This is a genomic window from Sphingomonas sp. FARSPH, from assembly GCF_003355005.1.
Lineage (GTDB): Bacteria > Pseudomonadota > Alphaproteobacteria > Sphingomonadales > Sphingomonadaceae > Sphingomonas.
Genome location: NZ_CP029985.1, coordinates 1260339 through 1281150 on the forward strand (window position 1 = coordinate 1260339; position 20812 = coordinate 1281150).

Below are 20812 nucleotides of genomic sequence, written 5' to 3' on the forward strand. Positions count from 1 at the left end.
GGTGCCGATTTCGCCGCGGGTGTGGCGCGGGGGCATCCATCAGCGTGACGCTGTTCGTCCGGTGCGGATCGCATTATGGTTGAGCAATGAGCCGGAGTCGCCGCCATTCACCGTTCATCGGCCACACGACGGCGGGAACGGACAAGCCGTGGAAGCAGCAGTCCGCGCGCCAGATGCGGCGGATCGTGCATCAACGTCTAGACCAGACGCAGGACGGGGATGCTCTGCCATCGCGCCGACAGGTGACGGATGCATGGGGGATGAAGGACGGCAAGCAGCGGCTGACGGCACCTTCTGCGGAAGTCTTGCGCAAGTAGGCGTGATGGCCCGCCGGTCGACATCCGCCACGACGCGGAGTATTTCGGTGGAATGACTCGACTTCAGCTTTCCGTACCCGACGACCTTGGCGCGTGGGCCGAGGCGCGGGCTATCGAAGCACAGCTTGGGGGCGCGGGCGAGTATCTCGCCACCCTACTTGCGCGCGAACGCGCGGACGCAGACGCGCTTGCCCGGTTGCAGGCGGCAATCGACGAAGGGCGCGCATCGGGGATCAGCGAGCGCGATGCCTTCGAACATCTGGACGACCTGCGCGCCGCATTACGCCGGGATGCCGGTGCGACTTGAGCTAAGCCGCAAGGCTCAGGCCGATCTCGACGACATTCGCGATTATAGTGTCGGGCAGTTCGGGCCGTTGCGGACGATCGAGTATCTCGACGCGATCGAGCGGACGTTCCGACGCATCCTCGCCTATCCGGATATCGGGGCGGCGCATGCGGGGCTGAGTGGCGTGCGCAGTCTGCCGAGCGGCGAGCATCGGCCGATGTACTGTTTGACTGGCAGTGGTGGCGAGCAGGTGCCGCAGGTGGCGCAGTGCCGATATCATTATTGATCTTCGCGAACTTGACCGACTTTTCGCTCATGTCACTATGTGATGATGACGCCACGCTTACCAACTATCAGATCATCTCTTCTGCGGCTTCATCGAGCAATCCTGGCGATTGATGAGGAACGATATGCCGTTTCTTCTCTGGCGCGGCTATCGACCTTAGAGAAGATGGTCACCCTTCTCGAAGACCGACGCTTTTTAGATCACCATGGCGTGGATTGGCGATCCAACGTGCGAGAGGTTGCCAAAGCGGTCCGCAGAGAGCGCCATGGCGGCGCGAGTACTATAGACATGCAACTTTTTCGAACAGCCTCCGATCGATACGAGCGGACGCTGCGTAGAAAGATTCGCGAGTTCGTCGGAGTATACGTACTTCAGCGAAAATTCACGAAGCTGGAGATACTACGCATCTATCTGAACATTGCGTATTTTGGAACAGAGTTGGTCGGTGCACTGGCAGCCGCAAAGGCGCTATTCCCGGACGCCGTCGACGACTACGCATGGAATATAGACGATGTCGAGCTCACTCCTGACCAAGCGGCTCAGGTGGCGGCGCTACTCGTATATCCCAAACCGCGCGTCACTAACGCTAACTGGCAGACCAAAGTCAGACGGCGAGCGAACTATGGCTTGGCCCTCTACGCGGGACGTGATCAGCGCCTCGACCAAATTCTGCGTTGACATGTTTTCGATTTCTGACTTGCTATATTACACAACAACACCAAAGTGCATCTGACGGTGAAGGAGTCTTGCCTCTCTCACCATATTTTGGGTGAAATTAAAAAACTCAGCCCGAACTTCTCGTAACTCGCGGAGTATAGCTGCCTGACCGGTTCGACTATCGGATGCTATAAATGCATTGAGCTTTCGCGTGGCTTCCGCAAGCCTGGCCTGGAGCCATTCAAACTGGCTGAGACTAGCATCCCTGAATCTGGTTCGGACAGACAAATCCAACGATAGAAGCCTCTCATTCCATTCTATGACGCTAGCCTTGAACGCGGATCGAGCCTGCTCAAATTCAGCGTCGCCGGGCGAAAGCAGGCACACCCTCTGGCTCGCGTAAATACGTTTGCCAATCAGGCGCGATATCTCTTCCGTGGCGCTCATCATTTGCGCGTACATGTCTTTCGACGCTTCGAAGAAGCGCGCTTCTTTGGCAGCACGGGTCTGCCATGCATTCGCAAGACGATTCCCGAGCACGCTCGTCAGAATGAAGGCAACGATGGCTTGTGTAAGCGTAGCAATCATCGCTGCCTCCCTCGCCGCACTCCGCTAGTGTGTCACTCTGCCGCCGGCAGGTAAACCTCTCCGCCCTTCTCGCGGAACTTCTCGCTCATCTCCGCCATGCCGGCTTCGGCGTCCGTCTCGCTAGGGACTGCCCCTCCACCATGCTGCGCATGGTTCCCCTCCCCGCGGAGCGGGGAGGAATTGAGGAAGGTGTCGATGCCGGCGTTCTGCTTCGCCGCGAAATCCCGCACTTCCTGCGTGATCTTCATGCTGCAGAACTTCGGGCCGCACATCGAGCAGAAGTGGGCGGTCTTGGCGCCTTCCGCGGGGAGCGTCTGGTCGTGGTATTGTTCGGCCGTCTCGGGGTCCAACGACAGGTTGAACTGGTCGCGCCAGCGGAATTCGAAGCGGGCGCGGCTCAGCGCGTCGTCGCGCATCTTGGCGGCGGGGTGGCCCTTGGCGAGGTCGGCGGCGTGGGCGGCGAGCTTGTAGGTCACCACGCCGACCTTCACGTCGTCGCGGTCGGGCAGGCCGAGGTGCTCCTTGGGCGTGACGTAGCAGAGCATCGCGGTGCCGTACCAGCCGATCATCGCGGCACCGATGCCGCTGGTGATGTGGTCGTAGCCGGGGGCGATGTCGGTGGTGAGCGGCCCGAGCGTGTAGAACGGCGCCTCTCCACACACCTCGAGCTGTTTGTCCATGTTCTGCTTGATCTTGTGCATCGGCACGTGGCCGGGGCCTTCGATCATGACCTGGACGTCCTGCGCCCAGGCGCGGTGGGTGAGCTCGCCCAAGGTGTAGAGCTCGCTGAACTGCGCTTCGTCGTTGGCGTCGGCGATCGAGCCGGGGCGCAGGCCGTCGCCGAGGCTGTAGGCGATGTCATACGCCTTCATGATCTCGGTGATCTCATCAAAGCGTTCGTAGAGGAAGCTTTCCTTGTGATGCGCGAGGCACCATTTCGCCATGATGCTGCCGCCGCGCGACACGATGCCGGTGACGCGCTTCGCCGTCATCGGGATGTAGGGCAGCCGGACGCCGGCGTGGATGGTGAAATAGTCGACGCCCTGTTCGGCCTGTTCGATCAGCGTGTCGCGGAAGATCTCCCACGTCAGGTCCTCGGCGATGCCGCCGACCTTTTCGAGCGCCTGGTAGATCGGCACGGTGCCGATCGGCACCGGGCTGTTGCGGATGATCCATTCGCGGGTGTCGTGGATGTTGCGCCCCGTCGACAGGTCCATGACCGTGTCCGCACCCCAGCGGATCGACCAGACGAGCTTGTCGACTTCGGAGGCGACGTTGCTGGCGACCGCGCTGTTGCCGATGTTGGCGTTGATCTTCACGAGGAAGTTGCGGCCGATCGCCATCGGTTCGGATTCGGGATGGTTGACGTTGTTGGGGATGATCGCGCGGCCGCGGGCGACCTCGTCGCGGACGAATTCGGGCGTCACATAGTCGGGGATGGCGGCGCCGAAGCTCTCGCCGTCGCGCTGGTATTCGCGCAGCATCTCGCGGCCGAGATTCTCGCGGGTCGCGACATATTCCATCTCGGGCGTGATGATGCCGCGGCGGGCATAGTGCATCTGGCTGACGTTCTGGCCGGCACGCGCGCGCAAGGGACGGCGGACGGTGTTGGGGAATTGCGGGACGCCGCCCGAGCGGTCGGGGCCGAGCTGGCCGTTGTCTTCGGGGCGGACCTCGCGCGCGTCGTAGCTCTCGACGTCGCCGCGTGCCTCGATCCACTGGCGGCGCAGCTGCGGCAGGCCGGCCATGATGTCGATGCGCGCCTGCGGATCGCTGTACGGCCCCGACGTGTCGTAGACGTTGAGCGGCGGTTCGCCCGACGAGGGATCGAGATCGATCGCGCGCATCGCCACACCCAAGGGGCCGACGTGGATTTTCCGGGAACCGCGGATCGGGCCGGTGGTGACCTTGAGCTCGGTGCGGGCGGGGATGTCGGCCATGGTGGGAAACTCCTTGCTATCGCAAGGAGCGGCTTCGATGCACGCCGGTCGCCCGGACCGGCTGTCTGGCATCTGCGCCCTCCCTACGCCGGTGTCAGCCGGATCAGGTTCGGCGGGTCGGAGGCTCCTGCCTCCCTCTCAAGCGCGGCACGGCGCTCCCCCGGGGATGCCCCCTGTGTACGCGCCATTGGTCGCGCCGCCAAATGAAAAGGGCCGCCCCCGCAAGGGGAACGGCCCGTTTCGTCGGCGGTGGCGGCCGGCTCAGCCGCTGGCGGCGGACGAGAAGATCGCGCCATTCACGCCGCTGGGGAAGAAGCCGCCCGACTTCACCTGCGCCTTGTTCAGATAGGCGATGTTGAGCACCTGGCCGGTCGAGCGGCTGAAGGTGACGCCGTCCGTATCGGTGGGGACGATGTTCGCGGTCGTCGCGTTGCCGATGCCCTGGTCGAGGTCGGTCGTGCCGTCCAGGCTGTCGCGCGCGTCGCTGATCTGCTGAACCTGGCCGAAGATCGCGTTGGTCGACACGCCCTGGCGGTAGAGCAACGTGCGCACGAGGCCCGCGTGATACGCCTCGGTCGCAAGGATGCCGGCCGCCGCCTCGATATAGACCTTGGTCTGGAGGAGGGGCGCCGCGCCCTTGTACGCGGTGACGCCGACGTCCTCGAGCAGGAAGGCGGCGAGCAGGAAATTCACATCGCTGGCATAGGGGTTGAACGTCTGCCCCTGCGCGATCAGCCCCGCGGCGACCGCCGCCGCGGTGAACGCGCCCGTCGCATCGCCGCCGATGTTGATCGCGGGCATCGCCACCGCGGACGCGCCGATCGTCGCGCGCAGGAAGCCGACGTGCGCCGCCTCGTCCGCCGCGATCTCGCGCGCATATTTGGCGACCGTGTCGCTCAGCGTCGCCTTCGCGCCGCCGGTCACCGCGCCCGGCGTGCCGATGCCGCCGGTCAGGCCCGCCGACAGGCCGGTGCCATAAGCGGCATAGCTGTAGAATTGCGCCTCGAGATATTCGAGGTTGAGCGCGAAGTTGAGGACGGTGAAATCGCCGGTCAGGTCGGTCGCCGATGCGCTGGGCGTCGGCGTCGGCGTGTTGCCCGTGTTGCTGCCTCCGCACGCGGAGAGCAGCGCAAGGCCGCCGCTCGCCGCGGCGGCACCGCCGGCATAGCGCAGGAAGGCCCGGCGTTCGGCGCGGCGCGCAGCGATCGCATCGACGACCTGATGGCTCGAAAAGTCGGTCATGAACGATACTCCGCTTGGATCAGGCCGAAGCCGCGCTTTGCTTGACGTTGCCGTTGACGCCGTTCGGGAAGAACCCGCCGGACGTCGCCTGCGCGCTGGTCAGATAGGCGATGTTGAGCACCTGGCCGGGGGTACGCGAGTAGGCGATGGCGTTGGCGTCGGCGGGCACGATGTGCGCGACCTGCAGCGTCGTCGTCGTATTGTCGGCGTTGGTGATCGTCGTCGTGGTTTCGGCGATCCCCTGGTCGATATCGGTCTGGCCGTCGAGCGCGTCGCGCGCGTCGCTGATCTGGCCGATCTGGGTGATGATCGCCGCATTGCTGAGGCCGAGGCGATACAGTTCCTCGCGCACGATCGCGGCGTGATACGCCTCCGCCGCGAGGATGCCCGCCGCCGCTTCGAGATAGACCTTGCTGGTGAGCAAGGTCGACGCACCCTTGTAGGCGGTGACGCCGACGTCCTCGAACAGGAAGGCCGCGTAGAGGAAGTTCTGGACGCTGGCATACGGGTCGAAGGTACCGCCCGCCGCGATCAGACCGGCCGCCGCCGCCGCCTTCGAAAAGGCGCTGTTGGGGCCGACCGACAAGTCGATCGTCGGCTGCGCGATCGCCGAGGTGCCGAGCGCGGAACGCAGAAAGGCGACGTGCGCCGCCTCGTCCGCCGCGATCTCGCGCGCGAAATTGCCGATGATCGCCGCATCGCTCGCGCTGACGGTCGCGTCGCCGCCGAAATTGACCGCGCGCGCGCCGGTCGCCGCGCCCTGCGTGCCCGTACCGGTCAACAGGCTGTTCGACAGGCCGACGCCGTTCACCGCGTAGCTGTAAAATTGCGCCTCGAGATATTCGAGGTTGAGCGCGAAGTTGAGCACGTCCGCGTCGGTCACCGTCGCGCTCTGCGCCGCCGCCTCGCCGGACAGGCCGAGCGTCGCCGCGCCGGCCACGCCGACCGCAGCCGCGCCCAGCGCGGTCTTGAAGAAGCCGCGGCGATCGTCGCGCCGCCGGGCGCGCGCCTCGAGGGCCGCGGTCATATCCAGGCTGTCGGTCATTACTCGGGATCTCCCCTTCACGCGCGAGGCCCGGCCCCGCATGGGCCGCCAGCCGTTCCGCATCGGGGGCCGCGCGTCAAGCCCGTGTGCGTTTCACCCGTGTTGCCACCGGCCCGAACCGCCGTCCCGGGGGCCCATGCTGCCTGTCAGAAGGTATAGGCGACGCCAAGCGCACCGAGCCATTGCGTCCGCGAGCCGGCGACACTGACCACGGGGCTGTCGCCGAAATCATTGAGCAGCCGGCCATAGGTGACGCCGCCGACCAGCTTGAAGCCGTGCAACAGATTGCCGGTCAGCGCATAGGTGCCGAGCGCGCCGACGTTCCAGTCCTTCCACCCGCCGCGCGGATTGTAGGCGGCAAGTCCGCTCGCGACGCTCTGTGCCGGGGTGATGCCGAAATAGCTGCGCGCATAGTTGCCGTCGGCATGTTCGGCGGTCGCGAACAGGCCCACCGCCGCCTTCAGGCTGAGCGGGGTGAAATAGTTGATCGACGGCTGCCAGATGCCGCCGTCGGACGCGCCGGCGACGTCGTGGCGATAGCTGAGCGACACCGACAACCGGTCATAGGGGCTGGTGACGATGCCGGTCTTGCCGACGCCGACATAGCCGCCCAGCTCGACCGCGGTGCCGACCTTGCCCAGCGCGCGGATGCGCGGATCGTCGATGCCCTTGGTCGTCGCGCGATTGAGGTTGAGCACCGCGATCGGCCCCGCCTGCAACTCGATGCCGTTGTCGGTGCGGTTGGGGATCAGATCGAAGCTGACGCGATTGCCCGCCAGCACGAAGTCGTGGCCCTTCACCGTGCCGATCGCACCGGGCGCAGGCGAGAAGCTGTAGTCGTTCGACCCTTCGTAATCGGGCAGATAGGCCGCGCCCAGGCCGATCGTGATGCTGTCGCGGTTGACGTCCAGATCGGCGGCCGGCTTCTGCGTCCCGCCGGCATCGGGTGTGGCGACCTGCGCCGCCGCGGGGGTGGCGATCAGGGCGAGGGAAACCGCCAGCGGCGCAAGAAACGTACGGCACACGGGATAAAGCTCCAACCTGTTACGGTCCCGCAACGCCCCGTTCACGCTAACGATCCGGCGAGGAAGGTCAGAGGATGTACCGCATCCGAATCTGTTGCCGATCTGCATCACCCGCGATCGTGAAGCGGGCGGCGGCGAAGTGCGGCGGACCGAAGCGGATCGGCGGATTGCGCGAAAATCCAAAGCCTTCGCGCGGGATGCCGGCAAAGGTGTCGAGCTTCGCATTGCCGTTTTCGTCGTGGATCACCGCGATCGCATAGCTGCCGCGCGGCAGGCCCGCGAACGACAGGCCGTGCGTGCCTGCGGGGATCGACCGCGTCACCGCATCGGCATCGTCGATGCAGGCCGGAAAATTGTCCGGATCCGCGGTCAGGCAGACGCGCAGCATGCCCTTGGCGGAGCGGACCTGCTCGACGCCGACGTCAAGCCGCGCGACCGGCGCCGCGCCGAGCAGCATCACCACCCCCGTCGCGAGGCCCAGCGTCGCCGCGACGCGCCGCTTTGGCATGCGCCCGCGCGAAATCGCCGAGACCGCGGTCGGTGCCGCACAGGCGATCCCAGAAGCGGAAGTAGAGACCATAATTGCACCCATATTGCTCATGGTGGCGCTGGTGGTGACTTGCGGTGATGAGCCAGCCCCCCAGCCGCCCATACCACAGGAATCGGGGGAAGATTTCCCAACCCATGTGATTGGTTACCCCCATAACCGTCATGACGGTAAGGACGAACCCCAAAGCGGCGACATGGATCGGAATTGCGAGGACCAGTAGCGGAATGGCCACAGCGCCGGTCACCGCCTCGATCGGATGGAAGGCCATCGCCGCCCAGGCGGTCGGCGGGCGGCTGTCGTGATGCACCGCATGCGCGATACGAAAGATGTCCGGTCGGTGCATCCAGCGATGCGTCCAATAGAACCACGTGTCGTGGAGGACGAGGTAGAGCAGCACCGAGACGGGCAGATACCAGAGCGGCCAGGCGTGGACGTCGGCATAGACGCGCGTCCAGCCGTGATGCTGCCACCCCCAGGCGAGGATGCCGGCGGGAATGCCGTAGATCGCGGCGGACGCGAGGCTCCAGCCCACCTCGCGCCGCATCTGCGCATCGAGCCCGCGGTAAAGGCCGGGATGACGCAGGCGCGTCGCGGCGGCGAATGCGCCGGAGACGAGCAGATACCGGACGCCGACGATCGCGGTCATCGCCAGGGCGGAGAGAAGCAGCACGATCATGGCGGGACGGCATGTAGCGGATTCGGGCGGCGAAGTCGCGCCCTGGGTGCGGGGTGGACCCGTGCGGGCTATGGGTGAAGACGATCGCGCTACGGCGTCATATCCGCGCCGCCTCCGTCACCGTTCCAGCACGACCACCGTCTTGCCGTGATACGGCGCCTCGCGCACCGGCGCATAGCCCAGCCGCTTTGCGAGGCGCAGCGAGGGGGCGTTGTCGGTGCCGATGATGCAGGTGGTGCGCGCGATGCCGTGCGCCGCGCTCCACGCGAGCGCCGCGGTCATCGCCTCGTGCGCCAGCCCGCGACCGTGTGCGGCGGGGCCGAGCATCCAGCCCATTTCCGGCAGCGTCAGCGGCGGGTCGAGCGCGCGGCGCGCCTCGATCAGGCCGATCTCGCCGATCGCGGGCCCGCCGGCCGCCTCGCGCACCACCCATGATCCGTAGCCAAAGGTCGCCCAAGTGCCGACGTGGCGCAACAGGCGTATCCACACCTCCTCGCGCGATCGCGCCGCGACGCCGATCGGGCCGTAGACCGCCGGGTTCGCCCACAGGACGGCGAGCGCGTCGAGATCGTCCGGCCGGTGCGCGTCGAGGACGAGGCGGTCGGTCGACAAGGTCGGCGCATGGGTAAAGGCGGGGGGCATGCCGCGGACGATGCGCCGGCAGCCTGCGTGTGTCGAGCGTCTTGGGGGACGCCGCGAGGGCGGGGATGGGGAAGCGGCGGCCTGCGGTGGCTCGAACGTTTCCGGATGGCCCGCCATGTTCGTCATGCCGGAACGAGCCCGGCATGATGGGGAATGTGCGGGAACCCGCCACGTCCCCCCGTGCAACGCCCCCTTTTGCAACGCCTGTGTTCGCCGCACCGCTATCGTTCGTGCCGTGGATGACGACGGCGGTGGCGACACTGCACGATAAGGCGGTTCTCGCCCCGCCATTCTTGGGCTAGGCGCGGCATCGATGGGTAGGACGATCCCTTGCGACGTGGCGATCGTCGGCGGCGGACTGGCGGGGTCGCTGACCGCGATGGCGCTGGCGGCGAAGCATCCCGGCATCGACGTGCGGCTGGTCGAGGGCGCGGCGAGCCTGGGCGGCAATCACGTCTGGTCGTTCTTCGGCAGCGACGTCGCGGACGCCGACCGCGCGTTGCTCGCGCCGCTCGTCGTCCATGCGTGGCGTGCGTACGACATCGCCTTTCCGGCGCATGCCCGCACGCTGGATGCGACCTATTATTCGATCACCAGCGACCGGCTGGACGCGGTGGTGCGCGAACGGTTGCCCGCACACGCGGTGATGACCGGGCGGCGCGTGCTCGCCTGTTCCGCCACCGCGGTCGTGCTCGCCGACGGCGACCGGGTGGAGGCGCGCGGCGTCATCGACGCGCGGGGGCCGGGCGACCTCACGTGCCTCGACCTCGGCTGGCAGAAGTTCGTCGGGCGCGCCCTCGACCTGTCCGAACCGCACGGGATCGAACGCCCGACGGTGATGGACGCGACCGTCACGCAGATCGACGGATACCGGTTCGTCTATTGCCTGCCCTTCTCCGCGACGCGGATGTTCGTCGAGGATACCTATTACAGCGACACGCCCGACCTCGACGTGCCGGTGATCCGCGGCCGGATCGACGCTTATGCGACGCAGCGCGGCTGGCACGGCAACGACGGCGGCGCGCATGAGGAGACGGGGGTGCTGCCCGTCGCGATCGGCGGCGATTTCGACGCTTATTGGCGATCGGGCGGCGCGGGGGTGGCGAAGGTCGGCATGCGCGCCGGCCTGTTCCACCCGACGACGGGCTATTCGCTGCCCGATGCGGTGCGTACCGCGGCGCTGCTCGCGGCGACGCGCGACCTGTCGGGCGCGGCGCTGCACGCGACGACATACGGCCACGCAAAGGCCGTCTGGCGTTCGCGCGGCTTCTACCGCATGCTCGACGCGATGCTGTTTCGGGCGGCAGAACCGGAGGAACGCTACCGCGTGCTGGAGCGCTTCTACCGGCTCGATGCGGGCCTGATCGGCCGATTCTATGCGGGACGTTCGACGATGATGGACAAGGCCAGGGTATTGATCGGCAAGCCGCCGGTGCCGATCGCACGCGCGGTGCGCGCGCTCGCGGGGGGCGCGCGCTGATGGCCAAGCCGCGCCGCGCCATCGTCGTCGGATCGGGTTTCGGCGGGCTCGCGCTCGCCATCCGGCTGCAATCCGCGGGCGTCGAGACGACGATCGTCGAGGCGCGCGACAAGCCGGGCGGCCGCGCCTATTTTTGGGAGAAGGATGGCTTCACCTTCGACGCGGGGCCGACCGTCATCACCGATCCCGCCTGCCTTGCCGAATTGTGGGCGCTGACCGGGCGCGACATCGCCGACGACGTGGCGCTGGAGCCGGTGACGCCCTTCTACCGGCTGAACTGGCCCGACGGCACCAATTTCGACTATTCGAACGACGACGTCGCGCTGAAGCAGGAGATCGCGCGCCTCAACCCGGCGGACGTCGCGGGCTATGCGCATTTCCTCGATTACGCCGCGGGCGTCTATCACGAGGGGTATGAAAAGCTCGGCCATGTCGCCTTCCTCGACTTCGCGTCGATGGTGAAGGCGGCGCCCGCGCTGGCGAAATACCAGGCGTGGCGATCGGTCTATTCGATCGTGTCGAAGTTCGTCAGCGACGAACGGCTGCGCCAGGCGCTGAGCTTCCACACCCTGCTCGTCGGCGGCAATCCGATGACGACCAGCGCGATCTACGCGTTGATCCACAAATTGGAGCGTGACGGCGGCGTCTGGTTCGCCCGCGGCGGCACCAACCGGCTGGTCGCAGGGCTGGTGTCGCATTTCGAGCGGATCGGCGGCACGCTGCGCCTGGGCGATCCGGTCGTGCAGATCGAGACGCTGGGCGACCGCGCGACGGGGGTCGCCTGCGCGAGCGGCTGGCGCAGCGACACCGATGCGGTCGCATGCAATGCCGACATCATGCACAGCTATCGCGACCTGCTCGCCACCTCGCGCAGCGCGCAGCGCACGCGCGCGCGGCTGGAGCGCAAACGCTATTCGCCGTCGCTGTTCGTCGTCCATTTCGGCATCAAGGGCACGTGGCCGGGCATCCCGCACCACATGATCCTGTTCGGCCCGCGCTATAAGGGCCTGCTGGAGGACATTTACGACCATGGCGTGCTGGCGGAGGATTTCTCGCTCTACCTGCACCATCCGACCGTCACCGATCCGGCCCTCGCGCCCGAGGGGCATTCGACCTTCTACGCGCTCGCGCCGGTGTCGCACCTGGGCAAGTTTCCGGTCGACTGGGACGAGATCGGGCCGATCCTGGAAAAGCGCATCCTCGACGAGGTCGGCCGCCGCCTGATCCCCGACATCCACGAACGGATCGTGACGAAGTTCAGCTATGCGCCGTCGGATTTCGCGAGCGACCTCAATGCGCACATGGGCTCTGCGTTCAGCCTGGAGCCGATCCTGACGCAGAGCGCGTATTTCCGCGTCCACAATCGCGACGATGCGATCCCCAATCTGTTCTTCGTCGGCGCGGGCACGCATCCGGGCGCCGGCATCCCCGGCGTCGTCGGCAGCGCCAAGGCGACCGCCGCGCTGATGCTGGAGGGGTGACCGGCTGACCGGCCGCCGCTATAGGGCCGCCGCGGTTCTGCCGGGGCGGCCCTTATGCACTTTACCCAGACGTTCGACCTTCACGCCTATCTCGACACGCTTGTCAGCTATGCCGCGGCGCTGATCCTCGGCGCGCTGATCGGGGCGGAGCGACAGTATCGCCAGCGGACCGCGGGGCTGCGCACCAATGCGCTCGTCGCGCTCGGCGCCGCCGCCTTCGTCGACCTGTCGCAGCGGCTGGCGGGCAATGCGGAGGCGATCCGCGTCATCGCCTATGTCGTCTCGGGCATCGGCTTCCTCGGCGCGGGCGTCATCATGAAGGAGGGGATGAACGTGCGCGGCCTCAACACCGCCGCGACGCTCTGGTGCTCCGCCGCGGTCGGCGCGGCGGCGGGGACCGACATGGTGGCAGAGGCCGCGACGCTGACCGTCTTCGTCATCGCGGGCAACACGCTGCTGCGCCCGGTGGTCAATGCGATCAACCGCATCCCCTTGGTCGGGGGCGTGCTGGAGGCGACCTATTCGGTGACGGTCAGCACCGATCCCGAACGCGCGCCCGCGGTGCGCGATCTGCTGGTCGATCACCTGGAACTGATGCGCTATCCCGTCGCGGACACCGATCTGGTCGAGCGGACGGCGGAGCATGTCGACATCGTCGCGACCCTGGTCAGCACCGCCGCGATCGACGCCGACCTCGACGCGATCGTCGCGCATCTGGCGGCGCACCACGGCATCGACCATGCGACGTGGGAGGTACAGACGCACGATTGAGGGGGGATGCACAGGCCTTTGGAAGGCGGCGCATTATCAAGGGCCGTTTGCCCCTCCACGATCGTCATCCCCGCGCAGGCGGGAATCCAGAGACGCTGACGTCCATGATGGAGCCGCCGCCGTCCGCGCGTCTGGATCCCCGCCTGCGCGGGGATGACGAAGGGGCTTAGGCGCGACGGTGTCCATCGATGACGTCGCACGCCGCGGTCGCGCTTGCCCCGCGCCCGCCCATCGCCTAGCGCCGGGGGCATGAAGCGCCTTGCCATTTACTGCGGGTCCGCGACCCCTGCCGACCCGCTCTACATCGACACCGCGCGCGCGATCGGTGCGACGCTGGCGCAGCGTGGCATCGGCGTCGTCTACGGCGGCGGGCGGCTGGGGCTGATGGGCGCGGTCGCCGACGGGGCGCTGGCGGCGGGCGGCGCGGTGATCGGCGTCATCCCCCAGGCGCTGGTCGACGCCGAGGTCGCGCACCGCGGCCTGACCGAACTGCACGTCGTCGACGGCATGCACAGCCGCAAGGCCGCGTTCACCGACCTGTCCGACGGCTTCGTCACCATCCCCGGCGGCACCGGCACGATGGACGAATTGTGGGAGGCGCTGAGCTGGGCGCAGCTGGGCTATCACGCCAAGCCGGTCGGCCTGCTCAACACCGCGGGTTATTACGACCATCTGATCGCGTTCTGGGAAAAGATGGGCGAGGTCGGCTTCCTGCGCCCGCAGCATCGCGACCTGCTGATCGTTGGCGATACGCTGGATGGGTTGCTGGACGGCATGGCGGCGCACGTGCCGACGCAGCCGATCGTCCGCATGAGCCACAGCGACCTTTGAGCGGCGTCGGCGCCGCGCCTTCGCGCGACGCCATCGTCGCGACCGCGCACGAGTCGATCGCGCGCGGGTCGAAGAGCTTCGCCGCCGCAAGCCTGTTGTTCGACCGCCCGACGCGCGAGCGCGCCTGGCTGCTTTATGCTTGGTGCCGCGCGTGCGACGACATCGCCGACGGGCAGGACCACGGCCATGGCATGACCGTCGTCGACGACGCGCCCGCGCGGATCGCGGCGATGGCGACGCTGACCGATGCGGCGCTGGCGGGCCACACGATCGGCATCCCCGCCTTCGACGCGCTGCGCATCGTCGCCGCCGAGACCGGGCTGCCGGCGCGGTTCGCGCACGATCTGATCGCCGGCTTCCGCCTGGACGGCGATGGGTGGCGACCGCGCACCGAGGACGACCTGTACCTTTATTGCTACCACGTCGCTGGCGTCGTCGGGTGCATGATGGCGGTCATCATGGGCGTCGCGCCGGACGACGAGGCGGTGCTCGACCGCGCGTGCGACCTGGGGATGGCGTTCCAGCTCGCCAATATCGCGCGCGACCTCAGCGAGGATGCGGCGGCGGGGCGGTGCTACATCCCGCAGGACTGGCTGGCCGAATTCGGCGTGCCGCACGACGATTACATGGCATCCGCGCATCGGCCGGCGCTGGTTGCGATGGCGCGGCGGATGACCGATACGGGCGCCGCGTTCGAGGCGAGCGCACGAGTGGGGACGCGCGCGCTGTCGATGCGCTCGGCATGGGCGGTGCTGGCGGCCGCGCATATCTATGGCGCTATCGGACGGACGGTCGCGGCACGCGGGAGCGCGGCATGGGACCGGCGCGTGACGACGTCGAAGGCGGAGAAACTGGCGTTCATCCTGCGCGCGCGAGGCGAGGCGGCGCGACGGATGGACATCGCGGAGACGCCGCGGCCCGCGGGGTTGTGGCGGCGGCCGCGGTAATCGCCCTACTCTCTGCCCGAGAACGGGATTTCTGCGGACATCCTTGTCCGTTATGCCGGACGTGTTCCGGCATCCACCGCGCCGCGTACGCACGGCAGTTTGCGTTTGCGGGACAGTCGAGCCCGGAACCAGTCCGGGGTGATGCGTTGTTAGTGTTCGGAGCGACGTCGCTGCGCGGCGTTATGACCGTGCGGGCTTCGTATCCGCCTTGGCGACCTGCGCGCCCGCCGAGCGGCACAGCGCACTGATTTCCGGAAAGTCGATGTCGGTGTTGCGCGACAGCTGGACCGGCAGTGCGGCGCGGCATTCGGCCATGGAATGGTATTGCACCGGGACGACCCGAGCCTCGCTGCACTGGACGTTGCCGTCGCCGCAGCCCATGATCGCCATGACGTAGAATACAGCCTGCATAACCGCCTCCACTCGCTGGGAAAAACCAACGAGGGCCGCCTTCTGTTCCGCCCGCGCTTTCGTAAGGGAGGCGCGCATCCTACATGCAGGTGCGATGCCGCCCGATCCCACCGTCCAGACGCGCGCCGACCAGCCGCTGCTCCCCACGCTCCGCCGCTTCCTCCCCTACCTCTGGCCCGCCGGGCAGACGGCGTTGAAGGCGCGCATCGTGGGCGCGATGCTGCTCGTCGTCGTCAGCAAGTTCGTCCAGGTGTTCGGCGTATCCTATTCGCTGAAATATGCGGTCGACCGGCTGGCCGCGGGCGATCGCAGCGCGACGACGCTGATCGTGCTGCTCGTCTTCGGCTATGCCGCGGCGCGGTTCGGCACGACGCTGTTCGACAATCTGCGCAACGCGGTGTTCGAGCGCGTCGGCCAGGACGCGACGCGGCGTCTGGCCGCCGCGGTGTTCCGCCACCTGCACGGCCTGTCGCTGCGCTTCCACCTCGAACGGCGCACCGGTGCGGTGACCAAGGTGGTGGAGCGCGGCACCAAGAGCATCGACACGATGCTCTATTTCATCCTGTTCAACATCGCGCCGACGATCCTCGAGCTCGCACTCGTACTATCGATCTTCGGCAAGAGCTTCGGCTGGCAATTGGTGCTGGCGACGATCGCGATGGTCGCGGCCTATATCGTCTTCACGCGGATGGTCACCGACTGGCGCAACGCGCTGCGCGCGCGGATGAACGACCTCGACACCGGCGCGGTCGCGCATGCGGTCGATTCGCTGCTCAATTTCGAGACGGTGAAATATTTCGGCGCCGAAGAGCGCGAGGCGCGCCGGTACGAGGCGGCGGTGACCGCCTATGCGCAGGCGGCGACCAAGTCGGAAAACAGCCTGGCGTGGCTCAACATCGGCCAGGCGCTGATCACCAACCTGATGATGGGCGCCGGCATGGCGTTCGTCGCGTGGCGCTGGTCGCAGGGGCAGGCGTCGTCGGGCGACGTCGTGCTGGTGTCGACGCTGCTCAGCCAGCTGTTCCGGCCGCTCGACCTGCTCGGCATGGTCTATCGCACGATCCGCCAGGGCGTGATCGACATGGCGGCGATGTTCGAGCTGATCGACACGCCCGCCGACGTCGTCGACGCGCCCGGTGCGGCGCCACTGGTCGTGACCAGCGGGCATGTCCGCTTCGAGGGCGTGCGGTTCGGCTATGATGCGGATCGCGGCATCCTCAATGGCCTCGACCTCGACGTACCCGCCGGGGCGACCGTCGCGGTGGTCGGTCCGTCGGGCGCGGGCAAGTCGACGCTCGCGCGGCTGCTGTATCGCTTCTACGATATCGGCGGGGGGCGGATCACGATCGACGGGCAGGATATACGCGACGTGACGCAGGCGAGCTTGCGCGCCGCGATCGGCATCGTGCCGCAGGACACGGTGCTGTTCAACGACACGATCGGCTATAACATCGCCTATGGCCGCGCCGGGGACGAGGGGGGCGCCGACGCGGCGGAGGTCGCCGCCGCCGCGCGCGGCGCCGCCATCGCCGGGTTCATCGATCGCCAGCCCGACGGCTATGCGACGCGCGTCGGCGAACGGGGCCTCAAGCTGTCGGGCGGCGAGAAGCAGCGCGTCGCGATCGCCCGCACGCTTCTCAAGAACCCGCCGATCCTGATCCTGGACGAGGCGACGAGCGCGCTCGACAGCCGGACGGAGGACGAGATCCTCGGCACGCTCGAGGCGATCGAGCGCGGGCGTACGACGATCGTCATCGCGCACCGGCTGTCGACGATCGTCCATGCCGACCGTATCGTCGTGCTGGACGGCGGCCGCGTGCGCGAGAGCGGTACGCATGCCGAGCTGTTGCAGCAGGGGGGCCTGTATGCCGAAATGTGGGCGCGCCAGGCGCAGGAACGCCGGACGCAGGCGCTCGCCGCCGAATAGGCGTCAGGCCCCGACTGGCGTCAGACGACGTCCGCCGCATCGGGGTGCCGCCTGAGGTATGCGGCGACGAACGCGCAGGCGGGCACGACCTTCAGCCCCGCGGCGCGCACCTGCGCAAGCGCGCCGGCGATCAGGCGGCTGCCGATCCCCCGTCCCTCCAGCGCCGCCGGTACCTCGGTATGCGTGAAGACGATCGTATCGCCGCGCCGGGTGTAGGCGGCGATCGCGGTGCCGCCCGGGACGGCGAGTTCGAAACGGTGCGCGGCGCGATTGTCGATGACGTCGGTCATGGCGGCGTCAACGCCCGGCGGCGGCGCGGGCTCCGCATGCGTCAGGCGCAGCTCAACCGGATGACGCCGCCCGGGCGATCGAACACGATCGACGAACAGCGCGCCATCCTGCTCTCCCGACCGTCACCGGCGGCAGGAGCGCGCCGGCACGAGTCGTTTCGGCGGCGCAATCATCGCCGATCCGGCGCGGAGACGAATTTGGCGACCGTATCGACGACCCCGGGTGCAAGCGGCAGGTTGGGGTCGGCATAGGTCGCAAGGTTCGCACCGCGCGCATCGCCGTCGACGTGCTTCAGCACATGGTTGACGTCGGGCAGCAGCGCCAGCGTGGCGCGCGGCGCCGCCGCCTTCAGCATTTGGGCGTCGGCGACCGATACCTGCAGGTCGCGCGTTCCCTGCACGATCAGCATCGGCAGCGTGACGCGCGCGGCGCGTGCCGCCGGGTCGACGCCGAGCACGCTGATCAGATAGCCCTGCACCGCGGCGGAAAACAGCATCGGCAGCGGCGCGGGCAGACTCGCCGGATCGACGCGCTTGCCGGCGACCAGCGAATCGATCGCGGCATCGGCCGCGGCGAGCAGCGGCGCGTTCGCCGGATTGGCGCGGAGCTGCGCCTTCATCACCACGCCCAGCGGCCGCCCCGGCGTCGCGACCAGCACCAGCCCACAGATGTCGCGCGTCCCGCCCGCCGCGGCGGCGAGCGCGATCAGCCCGCCCTCGCTATGCCCGAGCAGCCAGACGCAGCGCGCGCCGGTGCGCGCGCGCGTCACGGCGATCCAGGCGGCGGTGTCGCGGACGTAATCGTCCAGCGTCACGGCATTGCCGTCCGCCACCGCGCCCGCGCTGGCGAAGGCGCCGCGTTTGTCGATGCGCACGGTGGAGACGCGCTGCGCCGCCAGTCCTTCCGCGAGCAGGCGGTACGGCGCGGCCTTGATCCCCATCGGGTTGTTGCCGTCGCGATCGGTCGGACCCGATCCCGGGAGGATCAGCACGACGGGCGCGCCCTTGCCCGCGTCGACGTACGTCCCCTTCAGCGGCCCCTGCGGCCCGGCGGCGGCGATATCGGCACCCGTGACGGATGCGGCCAGCGCCACGGCGATCAGCAACATGCTTTTCCTCCCCCTCTAGCAGCGATCAGCCACGCACCGCGCGGCGCCGCCAGAACCACCATGAAAAGACGACCGGCGGCACCACCGCGACGCCGATCGCGGCGAACAGCAGCGCCATGCGCGCATCCGCCGACACGGGCAGCATCGCCGCCGCGATCAGCAGCACCCCGCCCAGGATCATCGTCCGCCCGCCGAGCCGGTGCGTCGCCACCCAATTGTCGGTGTCGGTCAACGTCCACGGCGTGCGGATCCCGACGAAGAAGCTGGGCCGCGACTTGGGCAGCACATTGCCGATGACGATCAGCAGCAGCCCCGCGCCCGCCAGCGGCAGCATCGCGGGCAGATCCCAGCCGAACGCCGGCGCCGCGATCTTCGCCTCCACCACCGCCATCAGCCCCAGCGTCCCTGCCCAGGCGGCGCGATAGACGGGCGCGCTCGCCGCCATCCTGTCCTGCAACGGTTCGAGCGCGGGCACCGCGGCGAGCACCAGGCTGATCGCCGCGGTGACGCCGACGCCGAAGAACAATGCGGCGGCGGCGGGCATCGTGCCGTTGACCGTCCCGTCCATGTCCCAATGCGTCGGCAATTGCGTCCCCGGCGGCAGGCGGTGCAACGCGAGCGCGGCGACCAGCGCCATCCCTGCGACGACGAGCGCCGATGCGGTCTTCAATCCCCGGTATGCCATGCGTCCTCCTGCGTCCTGCCCGCCGTCCCCGCCGCGGGATCGCCCGCGCCCACGCCCAGCCGCGCCATGAAGGCCATCATCACCTCTTCCAGCGTCGACAGGTTGAGCGTGTAAATCGTGCTGGTGCCGCGCGTTTCCGCCTGCACCAGCCCCGCGGCGCGCAGCTTGGCGAAATGCCCCGACATCGTCGGCTTCGACACGTCGAACCGCTCCGCGATCGCACCCGCACTCATCCCACCGCCCTTCAACAGTTCCAGAATGCGGCGGCGCGTCGGATGCGCCAGGGCTTCGAAGATGGTGTCCACGTCGGCAGCAAATCGTTAGGGATTTGCCTAATAAGCTGATCGCCTAACGATGGCAAGGGGGATGAGTGTGGGTTTCTGAGAAGGTCGCAGGCGGACAGGGCACTGGTGCGGCAACCGCATCGGCTTCGAGCGATCGAAAAGAGGCTGCCGCCAAACAAAAACGACGCGGGGGTGAATCCCGCGTCGCATGACGTCAGACGGCGCTGCAGCGCCGCTGGCCGAGCCGGCGGCTGGCAGCGAGGCTACGCCCGCTGCCATCGGCGGGGCGTGGCCCGCCCGCCGCCGTCAGAGCTTCTCCGTCAACTCTGGCACGACCTTGAACAGGTCGCCGACCAGGCCGATGTCCGCGACCTGGAAGATCGGCGCGTCTTCGTCCTTGTTGATCGCGATGATCGTCTTCGAATCCTTCATGCCGGCGAGGTGCTGGATCGCGCCGGAGATGCCGACGGCGATATAGACTTCGGGGGCGACGATCTTGCCGGTCTGGCCGACCTGATAGTCGTTGGGGACGAAGCCCGCGTCGACCGCGGCGCGGCTGGCACCGACGCCCGCACCCAGCTTGTCGGCGAGCGGTTCGATCAGCGCGTGGAAGTTCTCGCCGTTCTGCAGCGCGCGGCCGCCCGAGACGATGATCTTCGCGCTGGTCAACTCGGGCCGCGCGTTCTGCGCGATCTCGGCGCCGACGAACTTGGACACGCCCTTGTCGCCCGTCGTGGCGACCGGCTCGATCGTCGCCGATCCGCCGTCTGCCGCCGCCTTTTCGAAGGCGGTGCCGCGCACGGTGATGACCTTCTTGGCATCCGACGTCTGCACCGTCGCGATCGCGTTGCCGGCGTAGATCGGGCGGGTGAACGTATCCTCGCCCTCCACCGACAGGATGTCGCTGATCTGCATGGCGTCGAGCAACGCGGCGACGCGCGGCGCGACGTTCTTGCCCGTCGTGGTCGACGGCGCGACGAACGCGTCGTGGTGGCCCATCAGCTCGACGACGAGGGGCGCGACATTCTCCGCGAGCGCATGCGCATAGGCCGCGTCGTCGGCGACGTGGACCTTGCCGACGCCGGCGATCTTCGCCGCACCTTGCGCGACGGCATCGACACCCTCGCCCGCGACGAGCAGATGCACCTCGCCCAGCTTCGCTGCGGCGGTGACTGCCGACAGCGTGGCGTCCTTGACGGCGGCGCCGTCGTGTTCGACCCAAACCAGAGTCTTCATCGTTTCGATCCTCTCACCCCGTTCGGGCTGAGCTTGTCGAAGCCCTGCCCTTTTCGAACCGGTGTCTAAGTACAGCCCTTCGACAAGCTTAGGGCGAACGGAAAAG

The 20812-nt window shown here is 67.8% G+C and carries 23 protein-coding genes; 9 read left to right on the forward strand and 14 right to left on the reverse strand.

Annotated features, from left to right (window positions below):
* Positions 1-86: 86 nt before the first annotated feature.
* The 3 genes from DM480_RS06080 (at position 87) to DM480_RS06090 (ending at position 1567) form a co-directional block, all read left to right on the forward strand.
* Positions 87-317: a hypothetical protein gene (locus DM480_RS06080; protein ID WP_115378037.1), complete on the forward strand. Its 231-nt coding sequence runs from the start codon at positions 87-89 to the stop codon at positions 315-317.
* 245 nt (positions 318-562) lie between these two features.
* The gene (locus DM480_RS06085; RefSeq protein WP_115378038.1) at positions 563-889 is read left to right on the forward strand and encodes a type II toxin-antitoxin system RelE/ParE family toxin; all 327 of its coding nucleotides are present in this window, start codon (positions 563-565) and stop codon (positions 887-889) included.
* A gap of 42 nt (positions 890-931) precedes the next feature.
* Positions 932-1567, forward strand: a complete 636-nt coding sequence (locus tag DM480_RS06090; protein WP_115378039.1) for a biosynthetic peptidoglycan transglycosylase — start codon at positions 932-934, stop codon at positions 1565-1567.
* Between the two features lie 27 nt (positions 1568-1594).
* Here DM480_RS06090 and DM480_RS17925 read toward each other — a convergent pair whose 3' ends face one another.
* The 8 genes from DM480_RS17925 to DM480_RS06125 all read right to left on the reverse strand — a co-directional run bounded on the left by DM480_RS17925 (position 1595) and on the right by DM480_RS06125 (position 9254).
* The gene (locus DM480_RS17925; RefSeq protein ID WP_125471481.1) at positions 1595-2134 is read right to left on the reverse strand and encodes a hypothetical protein; all 540 of its coding nucleotides are present in this window, start codon (positions 2132-2134) and stop codon (positions 1595-1597) included.
* 32 nt (positions 2135-2166) lie between these two features.
* Entirely contained in the window at positions 2167-4074 is a 1908-nt protein-coding gene (gene thiC, locus DM480_RS06095) for a phosphomethylpyrimidine synthase ThiC (protein ID WP_115378040.1), read from the reverse strand.
* Positions 4075-4335: 261 nt separating this feature from the next.
* Positions 4336-5316, reverse strand: coding sequence for a ferritin-like domain-containing protein (locus DM480_RS06100; protein WP_115378041.1), 981 nt, complete (start codon positions 5314-5316; stop codon positions 4336-4338).
* Between the two features lie 19 nt (positions 5317-5335).
* Positions 5336-6361, reverse strand: a complete 1026-nt coding sequence (locus DM480_RS06105; protein ID WP_115378042.1) for a ferritin-like domain-containing protein — start codon at positions 6359-6361, stop codon at positions 5336-5338.
* Positions 6362-6507: 146 nt separating this feature from the next.
* Positions 6508-7386, reverse strand: a complete 879-nt coding sequence (locus DM480_RS06110) for a MipA/OmpV family protein (RefSeq protein ID WP_115380908.1) — start codon at positions 7384-7386, stop codon at positions 6508-6510.
* A gap of 67 nt (positions 7387-7453) precedes the next feature.
* Positions 7454-7894, reverse strand: coding sequence for a DUF2141 domain-containing protein (locus DM480_RS06115; RefSeq protein WP_232834140.1), 441 nt, complete (start codon positions 7892-7894; stop codon positions 7454-7456).
* Positions 7809-8612 (reverse strand): sterol desaturase family protein, encoded by an 804-nt coding sequence (locus tag DM480_RS06120; protein WP_115378043.1) that lies wholly within the window; start codon positions 8610-8612, stop codon positions 7809-7811. The genes DM480_RS06115 and DM480_RS06120 overlap by 86 nt, the downstream gene beginning before the upstream one ends.
* A gap of 117 nt (positions 8613-8729) precedes the next feature.
* Positions 8730-9254: a GNAT family N-acetyltransferase gene (locus DM480_RS06125; protein WP_115378044.1), complete on the reverse strand. Its 525-nt coding sequence runs from the start codon at positions 9252-9254 to the stop codon at positions 8730-8732.
* Positions 9255-9567: 313 nt separating this feature from the next.
* On the opposite strand from DM480_RS06125, the gene crtY reads away from it, so the two are divergent.
* The 5 genes from crtY to DM480_RS06150 all read left to right on the forward strand — a co-directional run bounded on the left by crtY (position 9568) and on the right by DM480_RS06150 (position 14764).
* Entirely contained in the window at positions 9568-10734 is a 1167-nt protein-coding gene (gene crtY / locus DM480_RS06130; RefSeq protein ID WP_115378045.1) for a lycopene beta-cyclase CrtY, read from the forward strand.
* Complete coding sequence (locus DM480_RS06135) at positions 10734-12215, forward strand: phytoene desaturase (protein ID WP_115378046.1); 1482 nt, start codon at positions 10734-10736, stop codon at positions 12213-12215. Before crtY ends, DM480_RS06135 begins: the two co-directional genes overlap by 1 nt.
* 54 nt (positions 12216-12269) lie before the next feature.
* Positions 12270-12986 carry an MgtC/SapB family protein gene (locus DM480_RS06140; RefSeq protein WP_115378047.1) on the forward strand — a complete coding sequence of 239 codons (717 nt, stop codon included), beginning with the start codon at positions 12270-12272 and terminating at the stop codon, positions 12984-12986.
* 249 nt (positions 12987-13235) lie between these two features.
* Positions 13236-13817 carry a TIGR00730 family Rossman fold protein gene (locus DM480_RS06145; RefSeq protein WP_115378048.1) on the forward strand — a complete coding sequence of 194 codons (582 nt, stop codon included), beginning with the start codon at positions 13236-13238 and terminating at the stop codon, positions 13815-13817.
* Positions 13814-14764, forward strand: coding sequence for a phytoene/squalene synthase family protein (locus DM480_RS06150; RefSeq protein WP_115378049.1), 951 nt, complete (start codon positions 13814-13816; stop codon positions 14762-14764). Before DM480_RS06145 ends, DM480_RS06150 begins: the two co-directional genes overlap by 4 nt.
* A 180-nt stretch (positions 14765-14944) precedes the next feature.
* On the opposite strand, the gene DM480_RS06155 is transcribed toward DM480_RS06150, so the two are convergent.
* On the reverse strand, positions 14945-15175 hold the full coding sequence (locus DM480_RS06155; RefSeq protein WP_115378050.1) for a hypothetical protein: 231 nt from the start codon (positions 15173-15175) through the stop codon (positions 14945-14947).
* 94 nt (positions 15176-15269) lie between these two features.
* Here DM480_RS06155 and DM480_RS06160 point away from each other — a divergent pair, with 94 nt between their 5' ends.
* Positions 15270-17102, forward strand: a complete 1833-nt coding sequence (locus DM480_RS06160; protein WP_115378051.1) for an ABCB family ABC transporter ATP-binding protein/permease — start codon at positions 15270-15272, stop codon at positions 17100-17102.
* Between the two features lie 20 nt (positions 17103-17122).
* On the opposite strand, the gene DM480_RS06165 is transcribed toward DM480_RS06160, so the two are convergent.
* The 5 genes from DM480_RS06165 to DM480_RS06185 form a co-directional block, all read right to left on the reverse strand.
* Complete coding sequence (locus DM480_RS06165; protein ID WP_115378052.1) at positions 17123-17392, reverse strand: GNAT family N-acetyltransferase; 270 nt, start codon at positions 17390-17392, stop codon at positions 17123-17125.
* Positions 17393-17562: 170 nt separating this feature from the next.
* A complete protein-coding gene (locus DM480_RS06170) occupies positions 17563-18501 on the reverse strand; it encodes an alpha/beta hydrolase (protein ID WP_115378053.1) in 939 nt (312 codons plus the stop codon).
* 25 nt (positions 18502-18526) lie between these two features.
* A complete protein-coding gene (locus DM480_RS06175) occupies positions 18527-19186 on the reverse strand; it encodes an SdpI family protein (RefSeq protein WP_115378054.1) in 660 nt (219 codons plus the stop codon).
* The gene (locus DM480_RS06180) at positions 19168-19491 is read right to left on the reverse strand and encodes a metalloregulator ArsR/SmtB family transcription factor (RefSeq protein WP_115378055.1); all 324 of its coding nucleotides are present in this window, start codon (positions 19489-19491) and stop codon (positions 19168-19170) included. The genes DM480_RS06175 and DM480_RS06180 overlap by 19 nt, the downstream gene beginning before the upstream one ends.
* Positions 19492-19776: 285 nt before the next feature.
* Positions 19777-20706, reverse strand: coding sequence for an electron transfer flavoprotein subunit alpha/FixB family protein (locus DM480_RS06185; protein WP_115378056.1), 930 nt, complete (start codon positions 20704-20706; stop codon positions 19777-19779).
* Positions 20707-20812 lie beyond the last annotated feature (106 nt).